At 57.0% G+C, this 15,297-nt stretch carries 8 protein-coding genes; 7 read left to right on the top strand and 1 reads right to left on the bottom strand.

Going from position 1 to position 15,297, the window contains the following annotated elements; genetic code table 11:
* Positions 1-11 precede the first annotated feature (11 nt).
* Positions 12-1,646 carry a carboxylesterase/lipase family protein gene (locus tag FME97_RS04780; protein ID WP_141428123.1) on the bottom strand — a complete coding sequence of 545 codons (1,635 nt, stop codon included), beginning with the start codon at positions 1,644-1,646 and terminating at the stop codon, positions 12-14.
* A gap of 355 nt (positions 1,647-2,001) precedes the next feature.
* Between FME97_RS04780 and FME97_RS04775 the strand changes: the two genes are divergently transcribed.
* The 7 genes from FME97_RS04775 to FME97_RS04745 all read left to right on the top strand — a co-directional run bounded on the left by FME97_RS04775 (position 2,002) and on the right by FME97_RS04745 (position 15,254).
* Positions 2,002-2,886, top strand: coding sequence for an AraC family transcriptional regulator (locus FME97_RS04775; RefSeq protein ID WP_198418193.1), 885 nt, complete (start codon positions 2,002-2,004; stop codon positions 2,884-2,886).
* A 198-nt stretch (positions 2,887-3,084) separates the two neighbouring features.
* Positions 3,085-4,128, top strand: a complete 1,044-nt coding sequence (locus FME97_RS04770; RefSeq protein ID WP_141428122.1) for a hypothetical protein — start codon at positions 3,085-3,087, stop codon at positions 4,126-4,128.
* 272 nt (positions 4,129-4,400) lie between these two features.
* A complete protein-coding gene (locus FME97_RS04765) occupies positions 4,401-5,474 on the top strand; it encodes a glycoside hydrolase family 26 protein (protein ID WP_141428121.1) in 1,074 nt (357 codons plus the stop codon).
* A gap of 112 nt (positions 5,475-5,586) precedes the next feature.
* Entirely contained in the window at positions 5,587-8,802 is a 3,216-nt protein-coding gene (locus FME97_RS04760) for a SusC/RagA family TonB-linked outer membrane protein (protein WP_262710148.1), read from the top strand.
* A 20-nt stretch (positions 8,803-8,822) separates the two neighbouring features.
* On the top strand, positions 8,823-10,661 hold the full coding sequence (locus tag FME97_RS04755; protein WP_162502052.1) for a RagB/SusD family nutrient uptake outer membrane protein: 1,839 nt from the start codon (positions 8,823-8,825) through the stop codon (positions 10,659-10,661).
* Between the two features lie 33 nt (positions 10,662-10,694).
* Positions 10,695-13,571: a SusC/RagA family TonB-linked outer membrane protein gene (locus FME97_RS04750; protein ID WP_141428118.1), complete on the top strand. Its 2,877-nt coding sequence runs from the start codon at positions 10,695-10,697 to the stop codon at positions 13,569-13,571.
* Between the two features lie 18 nt (positions 13,572-13,589).
* Positions 13,590-15,254: a RagB/SusD family nutrient uptake outer membrane protein gene (locus FME97_RS04745; protein ID WP_198418192.1), complete on the top strand. Its 1,665-nt coding sequence runs from the start codon at positions 13,590-13,592 to the stop codon at positions 15,252-15,254.
* The last annotated feature ends 43 nt before the right edge of the window (positions 15,255-15,297 follow it).

Below are 15,297 nucleotides of genomic sequence, written 5' to 3'. Positions count from 1 at the left end.
TGCTTTGTCGATCAATCCCCGAAGGCCCGTCGGGCCTCCCGATCGGGATCTTCCGCCGTTCGACAGCGGTCGTCGAGGATCATCACCTCTCCTTTGCGGGGCGTGTAGCGGGGCCATGAGGGCAACGACGGACAATTGGGGTCGCCCGTGCGCATGAAGGCGAGCAATGCGTCGGCCATGCGGTACGAGAGGTCCCGCGGGGCCTTGCCGCCTCCCGTATGGGTCACCATGCGGTCGGTGTTCAGAAACCAGAAACAGATGTCGAGACAGTGGAAGGCGCGGTGGCGTCCGTCGAAGAGCGGGGATTCCCAGCCGAACCACGCCATATAGACGGGCGATTGCTGCTCCCGGCACTTTACGTCGGCCGTGTGGACGACGCCCCGGCGGTTCGAGACGATGACGCTCCACAGTTCGATGGGACGCAGTTCGGGAAAACTCTTCGCATAGGCTTCGACAATGGCGCCGGCCCGCTCTCCGAAGACGGGTGTCAGATGCCCGACCACGCCTTCCGTTGTGACCGATTCCAGTTCGGGGTCGTCGCGGTCGGGATTCCACTCGTGAAATGTCGAACAGAGCAGCATCGGCACATCTGTACCCCACGTGCTGTAGCGCCCCGTGTAGAACTCTCCGTCGGGCAGGTCGCGGCCGTCGCCGACGGGGGCGAAGCCGCCCCGCTGCCCGACACCCTGAATCCCGTTCAGATGCTGTGCGGCACGCTCGGCGAGAAGCATATACTCCTCCCAGGGCATGTGTTGCAGCGAATCGATCTGCGAGGCATCGAGACCCGCCTCGCGGAGAATGGCGGAGCCGAGCGCTTCGGCGTACTGTTTCGAATTGGCCCGGGTCGCATTCCCGCTCAAGGCCACGGCCTTGTGGAAAAGCCCTTTGGCCGCCGGCATGGCGCAGAGGTTGCACACTTTCGCACCGCCGCCCGACTGGCCCATGATCGTGACATTCTGCGGGTCGCCGCCGAAAGCTTCGATATTGTCGCGCACCCACTCGAGGGCTGCCACGATGTCGAGCATCCCTGCGTTGCCCGATGAGACGTACTTTTTTCCGCCGACCCCGGCGAAATCCGAGAAGCCCAGCGGACCGAGGCGATGATTGACCGAACAGAAGACGATGTCTCCGTAGCGGGCGATATTCTCGCCGTCGTAGCCGTCCTGTTCGATGCCGTTGCCCCGTGCGAAGCCGCCGCCGTGCAGCCAGACGAGGACCGGGCGGCGTTTGCCGTCGAGTCCCGGCGTCCAGACGTTCAGGCGCAGGCAGTCCTCGCTCATGCCGTCGTAGTTCCAATGATCGACGAACATCGAGTAGGACTCCGGACGGCGGTCGTAGAAACTCTGGGGAGCCGAATCGCCGAAGGCCACGGCAGGGCGGACGCCTTTCCACGGTCGGGGCGGCTGAGGCGGCATGAAGCGGTTTTCTCCCGAAGCAGGCGCGCCGTAGGGAATGCCCCGGAAATTGTAGATTCCGCGCAGGATGAAACCGCGCACCTTGCCGTAGCGGGTCGGAGCGACGGCGATCTGTTCGCCGATGAAGAGTTGCTGGTCGTCGGATTGGGGGGAGGGAGATGCGGCCGCAGCGGGATGCGTGCCCGCAAGTAGCAGAAAGAACCCTTGCAAAAGGAGCGAACGTCGTTTCATGGTTAAAAAAATATCAGTTTCAAGTCCGTTTAGTATCAATTCCGGAGAATCGTTTCGTTCGTAACAAAAATAATACGCCGGGTCGGTTTTCAATCATACTTTTTTGCCATAATCCAATCCTTTTACGACCGTCCGGTCCGAAAGCGCTCCCGTCGCGGGTCGGGAATACGGCGGATAGGCGCATGTGTCCCGGGACTTCCTTTCAGGGTATTGAATACCGGCCATCGTATTGCGCCGACCTTATTGCAGGCGAAATGAGGGGAAGCGTATTTCGGTATTATTTTGTTTCGTCGGATATTTTTTATAATTTTGTTCTGACGCCTCTGTCAGATGACGCAAAATACCTTATTATAATATGGCGATGAAGATCTTCTGCGAAAATACGCCGCTGACCGACAACGATTGCTTCGTGATCTTTTCCCGTGAAAAAAGTTGTTTCGACTTCCCGCTCCATACCCATAAGGAGCTGGAGCTGAACTTGGTGCTCAACGGGGCGGGGGCATCTCGCGTAATAGGCAACCACATGGGCACGATCGGCGACGCGGAACTGGTCTTCGTCAACGGAGAAACGCCTCACGCCTGGTTCACGGATGGTTGCCGCTCCCAGCGCATCCAGGAGGTGACGCTTCAGTTCGCCCCCGATCTGATCGACGACAAATTATTGAACCGCAACTCGCTGACGGCCCTTAAACGGCTTTTCGAGGAGTCGCGGCGCGGAGTGCTCTTTACGGAACAGACAGCTCTCGAAGTGGCTCCCGCTCTTCGGCGTATCTACGAGCGGGGATCGGCCGGAGGCATGCAGCCGTTGCTCGATGTGCTTGCCGTTTTCAATACCCTCTCGTTCGCCTCCGAACGGAAACTGCTCTCCGATCTGACCTTTGTCCAGGAGAAGGACATGTCCTATTCGCAGCGTCTCGAGACCGTTTTCGCCTACATGAACCGCAACTTCAGCCGGCAGATCTCCCTGCGTGACGTCGCCGAAACGGTCAACATGTCCGAAGTTTCGTTCAGCCGCTTCATCAAGAAGGCTACCGGGCAGAATTTCATCGACACGTTGGCCGAAATCCGCCTGGGGCATGTCTCGCGGATGCTCATTGATACGGACATGACCATTGCCGAGATCGCTTTCTGCTGCGGATTCAACAACATGGCCAACTTCAATCGCATTTTCAAACGCAAGAAGGGAATGCCTCCTCACCGGTTCCGTACATTGTACATCAACAAAAAAATATACGTCTGACCTGCGGCCGCTCCTGCAATCGGAGCAGGATTGTTTTGCATTGTATTTTGTTAAAAAAATATTAATCGCAATAGTCGGTTTTTGAGTAAGTTTGTACAACGGTAAGATGCAAGCTGTCCGATGGCCTGATCGCCGGGAGAACAGGTCGGTGCGGCTGTCTTGTCTGAAATTGTAAACTAACCCAAATCAACCAACTCTATGCAAAAAATCGTCTCTTATGTTTTGTCGTGCCTGCTGGGTTTGCTTTTGACCGGTTGTTACGAAAACGACTCGTCGGCACCGGACATGGTGGACCCCTGGCTGCGTGAACGGACTCCTGTCAGTTTCCGGCTGGAGTCCCAGATCGGAGCGGCGGTCATTACCGATGACTGGCGCCACGACGATTCCGGCGCCATTTCCGTGCAACTCGTTCTTGGCAGTATCGCCGACATGAGCCGCGTGCAGGTCACCGAAATCGAATTTGCCTACAACGCGACCGCTTCGGTCCGGCCCGGCAGCACGCTCGATCTGTCGTCGGGCGGGGATTCGTTCGTCGTGACGGCCGAGAACGGCGAGCAGCGCACCTATACGGTTACCTATACCGTTTTCAAAGAGCCTTTCGAGGGGGTTTATGTCCACGATCCGATCGCCGGTATTCTCGACGGCACCGCCCCCAAGAGTTCGATGGTCGTTTTCGGCGGCTGGGACGGCGGTGAAATCATCTCGACGGCTATGGACAAGTCGTGGCACTGGGGCGACGGATACACGCCTGCCGATGAGGAGGACAACATTGTCAGTATCCGGCTTTCGCGCGTTGACGAGACTTCGGGCACGAGCTACGGCACCTGCCTCAATCTGGCGGGCGACGACGGCAAGTGGGCCAACTACCTCTTCCAGAACAACGCCGAGAAGGATGTCAATGGCTACTATCGCATCGTTCCCAAAGGCAAAAGCCGGTGGTCGAAAGATTCTTCGGGGACCGTCTCCTTCTATGAATGGGAGGACGCGGAGTACGCCGAGCCGCTCTATACGATGACGGTCTTGGAAGCCGGTACGCACGGTCTCGCGGGCGGTAAAACCTTTACCGTGAACGATACGGCTTTCGGCCGCGGTTTTCCCGGTCCCTACGACTGGGAGGTGAATACCAACTGGGATGATGATCGTTGGCTCGTTCACAATATCCGAAATACGTTCTGGACCATGCTCAAGAGTTCTGATTCGGCGCTTGAAAATCACACCGAACTGCTTGAAGCGGAGTATTGATCTTCCCTTTTTCACACACGAACACGGATATTGTCATGACAACTGCATGTATTGCTCGCATTCTGCGGGTATCTTTCCTTTTTGCCGGGTGGACCGGATTTCTGCTGACGGCCGTCTCGTGCGGTGGCAGCGATATAGATATTCCCGACTCGTACGGACAGACGGCTCCCGACCGGAATCCGGGTTCCGGCTCCGATCCTGACCCGGATCCGGACCCGGACCCGGACCCGAATCCTGATCCAGACCCGGATCCGGAGCAGGTCACGCTGACGATGGTCGATCCTGCCGCGACGGCCGAAACGCAGGCGCTTTATTCGAATCTGTGGACCATTGCCTCCAGAGGCTTTATGTTCGGCCACCACGACGACCTTTGGTACGGCCGTTACTGGTACGACGAGCCGGGAGGCTCCGATACGAAGGCCGTTTGCGGCGACTATCCTGCCGTATTCAGCGTCGATTTCGGCCCGTTGATGGACGACCGGTTCGACCGTGAGGCGGACATGCGTGAAAACGAAATCCGTCGCCGGGTGATCCTCGAGGCCTATGAACGGGGTGAAGTCGTCACGGCCTGCTGCCACTTGAACAACCCGCTGACGGGCGGGGACTCGTGGGACAACAGCCATGCGGGGGTGGTGAAGGCCATTCTCGACGAATCGACCGCCGCACATGCGAAGTATATGGAGTGGCTCGATCGCGTGGCCGACTTCGCCAACAATCTTCGCGGGTCGGACGGCAGGCTGATTCCCGTCATCTTCCGTCCTTATCACGAACATACGCAGGAGTGGTCCTGGTGGGGGTCGAAGTGTACGACCGAAGAGGAGTTCGTCGGGTTCTGGCGTATGACCGTTCGTTACCTGCGCGATACGAAAGGCGTGCACAACTTCATTTACGCCATTTCGCCGCAGATGGATGCCGTCTATGGCAACACGCGGGACAGGCTGCTGTTCCGCTGGCCCGGAGACGAATGGGTCGATTTCATCGGGATGGACTGCTATCACGGTCTGAATACGGAAGCCTTCACTTCCAACCTCCGTACCTTGAGTGCTCTCTCGCAGGAAAAGCTCAAACCCTGCGGCGTCACTGAAACCGGCCAGGAGTCTTTCGAGAAGGCCGATTACTGGACCGGTTGCATCCTTGCTCCTCTGATGGGACAGCGGGTGTCGATGGTGGTCATGTGGCGCAACAAGTATGTGGCCGGCAACGAATCGGACAGACATTTCTATTCGGTCTATCCCGGGCATGTTTCGGCGGATGACTTCAACATCATGTATGGGCGTTCCCGCTCGCTTTTCAGCGGCGACCTGCCCGATATGTACACGATGGCCGAGCATGTCACGGTCCGGTGATCGAGAACTGAACGAAAACCTTTAAGAATACGAAACCTATGGTGAAAAGCTTTAAAACGTCATTGCTGTATGCGCTGGTAATGGTGTTGGGTTGCGTTGCTCCCCCCCCCTCGTGGCGAGCGCTCAGACTCACACGGTTACGGGCGTCGTGAAAGATGAGAAAGGGGCTGTTCTGCCGGGTGTGACCATCATGGTGAAGGGCACGACTACCGGTACGACCTCCATGGCCGACGGCCGATACTCCGTCGAAGTCTCACCGGGAAACGAGCTCGAGTTCTCGTTCCTCGGTTATACCTCCCAAACGGTCCGGATCGCTTCGCAGACCGTGATTGACATTGTCCTGAAAGAGTCCTCGCTGCTGGCCGAGGAGGTAGTCGTCACAGCCTACGCGGTGCAGAAGAAGGTCAATGTCACGGGCGCCATCTCGCAGGTCAAGGGTACGGATCTGGTCGCCACGCCCGTGGCCAACATCTCGAATGCCCTGCTCGGCAATACGCCGGGTGTAAGCGGTCTTCAGACTTCGGGCGAGCCCGGACACAACGATGCATCAATACGTATCCGCGGTATTTCGACTTACGGCTCGGCCAACCCGCTGATTGTCATCGACGGCGTTGAGCAGCCCTCGGAACAGGCCATGGCCGAACTGAATGCCATGGATGCCAATGAAATCCAGGGTATCAGCGTCCTGAAGGACGCTTCATCGACCGCCGTCTATGGTATCCGCGGCGCCAACGGTGTAATCATCGTCACGACCCGCCGGGGCCAGACCGGGGCGCCGAAAGTCAATCTCTCGATGAATTACGGCTTTACGTCGGCGTCGAGCTTGCAGAAGGGTACTTCGGCTTACGAATACGCCCTGATGCGTAATGAGGCCATCCGCCACGACCAGCGGAGCTTCTCCGGTACGGAGAGCCTTTCGACCTACATCTACGACGACTACGATCTGTGGAAATTCAGGAACAACCGTGACTATACGCCCGTCGAGCTGGATGCCCGCGGCGACTTGACGGCCGCGCAGAAGGAACTGTTGAAGAACCAGCCCGCTCTTTATTATGCCAGCCGCGATCTTTACAAGGAAATGTTCGATAGGGTGGCTCCGCAGATGCAGATCAACCTGAATGTCTCGGGAGGTACGGAGCGCGTGAAGTATTTTGTTTCTTTCGGCTATTTCTCACAGCAGGGCATCACGACGGACATCCGGTATTACGATGCCGATACGGGTTCGAACTTCAATCGCTACAACTTCCGTTCGAATTTCGACATTCAGGTGGCCAAGAATTTTAAGGTGTCGGTCAATGTGGCCGGCCAGTTCGGCAAATCGCAGGGTTTGGGCAGCGGCAGCGACCCCTACGATCTTTCGTCGCGATACAAGGGCATCATGCAGTATATCTACGATGCCAATCCGTTCATCTCGCCCGGTATGATTGACGGCCATTTGATCGAAGGTTTCGCCGGTGTCGCCGGAACCGAGCAGAACCCGCTGGCCAATAAGACCGCCAGTACGATCGGCAACCAGAATGCCATCGTCAGTTTGTTGAGGGCCGGTACGAACAGCATTTTCAACTCGCTGCTGGACAACACGATCAAACTCGAGCATACGATGGATTACCTGCTCGAGGGCCTGCGTGTTTACGGTACGGTCAATTACCAGGACAACTACAACCGGATTGTGAAGTACACGCCGTCGATTCCGACCTACACGGTACAGCGCAATCCGACCGACCCGACCCGCCTCGACTTCTTCGGCGGCGGCATGGGGGCCGGAACTTTCGAATCGTGGGGTTACAGCAACTGGAACAAGCTCTATCTGGACGCCGGTATCGACTGGCACGACAGCTTCAACGGTCACAACGTCTCGGCGCTCGTGCTGGGCAAGGCTTCGCGTTATACGATGCCGGGAGACTCGTACAACGTGCCTTCGGGCGTGATGGGCTTCGTCGGTCGCGTGACCTACAACTACGAGGACCGCTACATGGCCGAAGTGAACGTCGGTTACAACGGTACCGAGCAATTCGCCGAGGGCCGGCGTTTCGGCTGGTTCCCGGCCTATTCGATCGGGTGGGTGCCGACGGCCGAGGACTTCTTTCCCGAGAACGACATCCTGACATTCCTGAAAATCCGCGCCTCTTACGGTGAGGTGGGTAACGATCAGTTGGGCGGTAACCGCCGCTTCTATTACCTGCCCAACACCTACAACCTCAGTCAAGGCGGATATTGGCTCGGCAACTCCGACGGTTCTTCGCCCAATCCCTATTGGACCGGCGCCACGGAGGGAACGCTCGGTAATCCGGACATCACGTGGGAGCGGGCCAAGAAGTATGACGTGGGTATTGAGGCCCGTATGTTCCGCGATAGGCTCTCGATTACGGCCGATTGGTTCCGTGAAGACCGCCGCAACATCCTTACCACGCTCGGTACGATTCCGGGTATTTACGGCGTGGCAACCAGCTCGGTGCCGCCGGTCAATGTGGGTGTGACCAAGAACCAGGGCTATGAATTGCTGGTTTCGTGGGCCGATCAGGTCGGAGATTGGCGCTACTCGTTGAGCGGCGATATCAGCTATGCCCGCAACAAGGTCGTTTACAAGGCAGAGGCTCCGAATCCCTACTATTGGATGAATGAGACGGGCTTTTCCATCGGCCAGCGCCTCGGTCTGGTGAGCGACGGGCTCTACAATACGAACGAAGAGCTGGCCAACAGGCCGTACAACACCTATACGGCCAACCGGGCTTCGCTGGGTGATATCCGCTATGTGGACCTCAACGGCGATGGCTTGATTGACAACAAGGATGTGGCGCCCATCGGTTTCCCGAACTATCCCGAGTACCACTTCAATGTGAAAGCCTCGGTAGGCTGGAAAGGCCTCGATCTGCGCGTGCTGTTCATGGGTACGGCCAACGGGTCCTACTACCTGACGCCCGGTATGGTCATGCCGTTCTACAAGAAGGCGGGCAATGCCTGGAAGTGGATGTACGACAACCGCTGGACTGCCGAACGTTATGCCGCCGGCGAGAAGATCACTTTTCCGCGCGCGACGTTCGATCCGACCTCTTCGGACAACAACTACCTGACGAGCGACTATTGGATGAAGTCGAGCAATTATTTTAAAATCAAGAATATCGAGCTCGGCTATACGTTCGATATGACCCGTGGGGCTCTGGCCCGCAGCCGGATCAGCGCCATCCGGATATACTTCAATGCGAACAATGTGTATACTTTCAAGAACGAACTTACCGATATCGGTATAGATCCCGAGACGGTGGACGGAAGCACCTATATCTATCCGCTGACCCGCGTATTCAGTTTCGGTGTGAACCTGACTTTCTAATGCTCAATACTGGAATCACAATGAAAAAAACACTCATAACATTGCTCGTGACCGTGTCGTTGGGGATGACCGGCTGTCAGGATACCTTCCTGCAGATGCCCGATACGACCGGAACCGTCGATCTGAACGAAGTCTACGGGTCGGCCAAGAATGCAAAAAGTGCCCTGATGACCTGTTACCGCGAAATCCTGCTCCACGGTCTGCCGGGCGGATGGGGCGTAGGCCATGGTACGCTCGGTGCTATCAGCGGCGAGGTCGCACGCGGATACTCCTGGCACGGGACCTACATGATTGTCAATTCCGGCCTGAACGTCAACGGAACCGACGGTTCCGATGCCGGGGCGGACCACTTCGGCAACAACTGGGCCTACATCCGTCATTGCTGGACCGTGTACGAAAATATCGACAGGGTGCCCGACATGACTCCCGAGGAGAAGAACTACGTCAAGGCCGAGGCTTTGGCACTGATAGCCTACCGTTACATGGGCATGTTCTACCGTTACGGCGGTTTGCCCATCGTCCGCAAGTCGTTCACCTCGCCGGCCGATCCCGAAGTCTCGATGGGCCGTTCGTCGCTCTCCGAGACGCTCGATTATATCCTCGAACTGTGCCAGAAAGCCTATGACGGGCTGCCCGAAGGCGACTGGAGCGCTGCCGATCAGGGCCGCATGACGCGCGGCGCCGTACTGGCCATCAAAGCCCGGGCGCTGCTCTTCGCTGCCCGTCCGCTCTTCAATTCCGCAACGCCTTATATCGAGAGCGCCCATAACGACCTGGTATGCTTCGGCTCGTCCGATCCAGACCGCTGGAATACGGCCATCGAGGCCAACGAGGATGTGCTGGAGTGGGCCCTTGAGTACAATTACCAGCTTCTCAATACGGGCGGAGCCGGTGTCGGTCAGCCCAACCCCAACGCCTTCGCCGACTACGCCACGGCGACCTCCACGCCGGCCAATCGCGAGGTGCTGCTGGCCTACAAGTGCAACGAGACCAATCTATGGACGTGGCCCGGCAGTGCGATCTTCTACTACAACAATTATTCGAATTACTGGACCAACAATCGGTACGATACGGATATGAGCGGTCTGTTGAGCAATTTCCTCGAACTCTACTACGACGAGAACGGCGATGACATCGACTGGCCGAAAGTCGGGGATTCCGCTCCGCGAGATGCTTCGGACTGGCTGGAAAAGATCAACGGCATTGAGCCTCGTGCCAAGGCCGACAATATCTTCATCGGTTTCGACGCCTTCAACAATCCGGGCAACTCGAACTGGACGGCCAACAGTTGGGGCCGTCAGACGGGCAATGCCGCCAAGACGGGCGAGTTCCCCGAGGTGCTCGGCACGGACAAGGGTTGTGCGGCTCCGACCAAGTTCTACTATAATGCGGGTTCGCGCGTCTGGTTTGAGTTCCCGCTGTTCCGTATGGCCGAAATCTACCTCAATCTGGCCGAAGCCTATAACGAGTATGGAAATCCCACCAAGGCCCTTGAAAACCTCAATATGGTGCACAACCGTGCCGGTCTGCCTGCCATTACGGAAACGGATCGGGATGCGTTGCGTGAGATTATCCGCCGAGAACGCGCCGTCGAGTTCTATCGGGAGAATCTGCGTTACTACGACGTGAAGCACTGGAAGGATGAGAATATAGATAAGGGGATCATCGGCGGTGACATGCGTGAGCTCCAGTTCAAGGTCAAGGCCGACGCTTCGGGCAGTCTCAACCTGCCGGAAGGTCTCGAATCTTATTGGAATGCGGTCACCTATACGTCCTACTGGAACCCCCGCATGTATCTGGAGCCGCTGCCCCAGTCGGAGATCAACAAGGGTACGCTGGTACAGAATCCCGGATATTAATATTGGCTAACCCTACCGTAAAACATTTCGATTATGAACAGACATATCATTATACCGCTGCTTTTCATTGCGGGGTTCGTTTCGACCGCTGTCGCAATGGCCGCCGGGCAGGAATCTGCAGTTACGGCCGATTCGACACAGGCGAAGGGGCCGGTGACGCCCGGGCTTCTCTTCGAAACCTCGCAGCTCCGCTCTACGGCGGCCATATCCACGGCCGATGGGCCGGCGCTGGCTAAAAACCGACAGACGAACCTGACCAACTCCTTTGCCGGACAGTTCACGGGCCTGACTCTTTTCCAGGGTTCCGGAGAGCCGAGCAACGATATGGCCAGCTGGCTCATTCGCGGCATTGGGTCTTACGGAAAAACCGGTTATAACACGGCCAAGATCTTCGTGGACGGTTTCGAGGTCAATGCCGACTATATCGCCTACCTTTCTCCCGCGGAGATCGACAAGGTCTCCATTCTGAAAGACGGTGCCGCCCTTTCGATCTTCGGCGACCGCGGTGCCAACGGTGTCATTTGGATCGAGACCAAACGCGGCGAGATCGGACCCGCCTCGGTTTCAGCTTCGGTACACTACGGGATTCAGCGGGCTACGACCTATGCCAAGCCGCTCGATTCATACGGTTATGCCACCCTCTATAATCAGGCTGTCAGCAACGACAACGGCAGTTGGTCGCCCGCCTACGATGCCGCCGCACTCGAAGCCTACCGGAACGGTTCCGCGACGAATGTCGATTGGTATGACGAGGTGCTGCGCGATTCGGGCTATGTGATTGACGGCGACGTCACGTTCCGCGGCGGTACGCAGACGGCCCGTTACAACGTCGTGCTGAACTACCTCAACCAGCAGGGGCTGTTCGACGTCAGCAACAGCGATTCGCGCTCGAACCGCACCTACGAGCGCTATGGACTGCGCGCCAATCTCGACTTCACGATGTTCAAGTTCATCGAGGCCCGGGTCGATCTGGGCGGACGCATCGAACGGGGCAAACGCCCGAACATCACGATCGACGATCTCTTCTATAACATGGCTCGCTATCCGTCGAACATCTACGAGATATGGGACGACGAGGCCCATACCCATTATTCCGGTACGTCAACCTACAACAGCAATCCGGTCGCTTCGATCAATGCCCTTGGGTGGCGTCAGGCGCAGTCTCGGGTGTTGCAGGGTAATTTCCAGCTCGTCGAGCGACTCGACTTCATCACCGAAGGACTCTATTTGCGCGAGGCCTTCTCGTTCAATACGTATACGACGAGCGGCTATTCGAAGACCCGTAACTATGCCCGTTACCACAACGGGGTGCGTACCACTACCGACGAAGATACGTCGCTACAGGCCAGCGGTTACGGTTCGGACGGCATGGAGGACTGGAAGCAGGGGCATATCTCGCTGGGCTATGACCGCCAGTTCGGCAGGCATGCCGTCGATGCCGCGGTCAATCTCCACATCTCGGCTTACAACGGCGACGGTATTTTCTCCTATCAGTACCACTACCTGAACTATAACGGCCGGGTCAATTACAGTTATGACGATCGTTATGTGGCCGAATTCGGATTCTCCTACTTCGGCAACGACGCTTTTGCTCCCGGTAACCGCTGGTCGTTCTATCCTTCGATCTCCGCAGCGTGGGTTCTCTCCAACGAGTCTTTCCTCAGGGATTCGAAAGTGATCGACCTGCTGAAGCTCCGTCTTTCCTACGGACGTAGCGGGTTCGCCGATTCGGACGCGACCAGCGTATTGTCCGGCTATTCGTCCAACGGACGCTTCCTCTTCAAGGACTACTATACCAACTCCTACATCGGGTCCTTCTACACGGGGGCTACCGAGGGGGTATGGCAGAGTTCGCTGGTCAATATGTTCGTGCCCAACAGCGCCATACACTCCGAGCGTAGCAACAAATACAATATCGGTGTCGATGCTTCGCTTTGGGGCAAACTCTTTGTGACGGCCGACGCTTTTCTGGACAAGCGGACCGGCATCCTGACGCTCGACAATTCGATCATGGGTTACTACGGCAAGAACAACTATTTCAACAACATCGGCAAAATGACCAACCGCGGTTTCGAGATTTCGGCCCTATGGTCCGATCAGCGCAGGGATTGGGGCTATTCGATCAATGCCGCTGTTTCGTTCAACCGCAATACGATCGACTACATGGCCGAAGTGGCTCCTGCTTACGATTACAACGCCGAAACCGGTCGTCCCTACGGCACGCTGATCGGACTGGTGGCTGACGGATTCTACGACGTGAGCGACTTCAATGACGACGGTTCGCTCAGGGACGGGTTGCCGCAGCCGATGTTCGGCAGCGTACAGCCGGGAGACATCAAGTATCTCGATCTGGACAACAGCGGCTATGTCGATCAGAACGACGTGACCAAGATCGGCAAGTCACCCTATCCGGAGTGGACCTACTCCGTTGGCGCGATGTTCCGCTACAAGGGGTTCGATTTCAGTTTCCTGCTTGACGGCATCGCCGGAGCTTCGTACAATCTGCTCGACAATTCGGTGCAGACGATGGCGTTCGTGGACAACGGCAATGTTTACCCGCTGGCGCGTGGTGCATGGGCCTATTATCCCGAACAAGGGATCGACACCCGCCGGACGGCGACCTATCCGCGTTTGACGACCCAAAGTAATGAAAACAATTACCGGCTGAGCTCTTTCTGGGTGAAGGACCGCGATTTTCTGCGTGTACGGAATATCGAACTCGGTTACAGCTTCAAGGACCATCCCAAGTTCCGCGAGGCGGGCATCGGCGAGTTCAGGATCTATCTGAACGTGACCAACCCCTTCACGATCAGCAAGCTGATGTCGGACTACGATCTCGATCCCGAACTGCTGTCGTACCGTTATCCGGTTCTCAAGTCGTACAATATCGGAGTCAGCATCACTTTCTAATCAATCATGGAGCATATTATGAAAAACTTGATATTCAGAGCCATTCTCGCAATACTGTGCGTCGGCACGATGGAGGGGTGCGACGATTTCCTCGATACGAGTCTCGATCAGAATGAAACGGGAGAGTCTATCGAGACGACCCTCGGAACGCTGTGGAAGTTCGGCAATGCTTTCTATACGCCCATCACGGACGGATATACGGTGCTCGATTCGAACCTTTTTGCCGCGGCGTCGGACGAGGCGCAACAGACCAAGGCGCTGTGCGATGCCAGCTATTTCAACCAGGGGGTCATCAACGCCAACCTGAATCCGATCTCCAACCTCTATACCGACTGTTACGAGGGAATTCGCGCTGCCAATTTTTTCCTGGATTATACGGCCGACGGCAAAGGCGAGTATATGATCGGCATGAACCGCGATACGATCAATGATCGTCCCAACTATGAACGGGATCTGGCTTCGCTGCATTACTACCAGGCTGAAGCGCACGTCGCCCGGGCTTACTATTACAGCGAGTTGATCAAGCAGTACGGCGGGGTTCCCATCGTGGAGAGCCCGTATGCGGACGGTCAGTTCGTGAGTCGGTCGTCGTATGACGAGGTGGTCGATTACATCGTCTCGGAGATCGATAACTGCAAGGACCGGTTGGCGGTCGATTGGAACGACTACACCGAGCGTAACGGCCGCTTCACGCTGGGCGCCGCATTGGCCATCAAATCGCGGACTTTGCTTTATGCCGCCTCGTTGCGGAACAATCCGGATGGCGACCTGGCGAAGTGGGAGGCGGCTGCGGCGGCTGCCTACGATTTGATCAGCAACAGCGAGCTGAACTATTCGCTGGACAGCGATTACGGCTCCTATTTCGTCGGCAACCGCAGCCTGAGCAGTCCGGAAACGATCTACGTGGTCCGCCGCGGGATGTCGAACGACATGGAGAAGAACAACTATCCCATTGCGACGCAGGGCGGCGCTTCGGGAGTGACTCCGACGCATAATCTGGTCAAGGCTTACGAGTGGATTGGAGAGGTGGATCCTGCGAATCCCTATGCCAACCGCGATCCCCGTCTGGAGGCGAGCATCGTGACCAACGGCAGCACGTGGAACGGCCGGACGATCGATCAGTCGGCGGGGGCCATGGACGACATGGCGCAGCCCAATGCGAGCCGGACCGGCTACTATCTCAAGAAATTCCTGACCGACAACCTGAATCTGACGCAGGGCGCTACGGCTCAGCACAACTGGGTGGTGTTCCGCTACGCGGAGATTCTTCTCAACTATGCCGAGGCGATGAACGAGGCCTACGGCCCCGACGACAACAACGGATACACGCTGACCGCACGCGAAGCCCTGCAAATAGTCCGTGACCGTGCCAGCATGCTGCTGCCCGAAGTAACGGCGGAGAATAAGGATGACTTCCGCGAGGCCGTCAGGCACGAGCGCCGGATCGAACTGGCTTTCGAGGATCACCGTTATTGGGACCTGCTGCGCTGGAAAGATGCGATGGAGGTCCTCAATGAGCCGGTTTACGGCGTGAAGGTCGCCAAAACGGATGGGAACGGCTGGTCGTACGAAGAGGTGGAGGTGGCGAAGCGCACTTTCCTCGAACGGAACTATTACATGCCTTTCTCCCGTTCGGAGGTCGAGAATTCGAATCACACGCTGGAGCAGAACCCCGGTTATTAATATCAGTCGATGAGCAAATCTTAAAAGAGAACAACTATTATGA

Origin of the sequence: Alistipes dispar, assembly GCF_006542685.1 — a bacterium.
Taxonomy (GTDB): domain Bacteria; phylum Bacteroidota; class Bacteroidia; order Bacteroidales; family Rikenellaceae; genus Alistipes; species Alistipes dispar.
Note: the sequence above shows the minus strand (reverse complement) of the source record. Positions and strands in the feature narration are given on the sequence as shown.

Excerpts from the sequence above, each read along its gene's own strand:
- FME97_RS04750 (WP_141428118.1), top strand. The coding sequence starts at position 10,695 with ATGAACAGACATATCATTATACCGCTGCTTTTCATTGCGGGGTTCGTT.
- FME97_RS04755 (WP_162502052.1), top strand. The coding sequence starts at position 8,823 with ATGAAAAAAACACTCATAACATTGCTCGTGACCGTGTCGTTGGGGATG.
- FME97_RS04770 (WP_141428122.1), top strand. The coding sequence starts at position 3,085 with ATGCAAAAAATCGTCTCTTATGTTTTGTCGTGCCTGCTGGGTTTGCTT.
- FME97_RS04765 (WP_141428121.1), top strand. The coding sequence starts at position 4,401 with ATGGTCGATCCTGCCGCGACGGCCGAAACGCAGGCGCTTTATTCGAAT.
- FME97_RS04780 (WP_141428123.1), bottom strand. The coding sequence starts at position 1,646 with ATGAAACGACGTTCGCTCCTTTTGCAAGGGTTCTTTCTGCTACTTGCG.
- FME97_RS04775 (WP_198418193.1), top strand. The coding sequence starts at position 2,002 with ATGGCGATGAAGATCTTCTGCGAAAATACGCCGCTGACCGACAACGAT.
- FME97_RS04745 (WP_198418192.1), top strand. The coding sequence starts at position 13,590 with ATGAAAAACTTGATATTCAGAGCCATTCTCGCAATACTGTGCGTCGGC.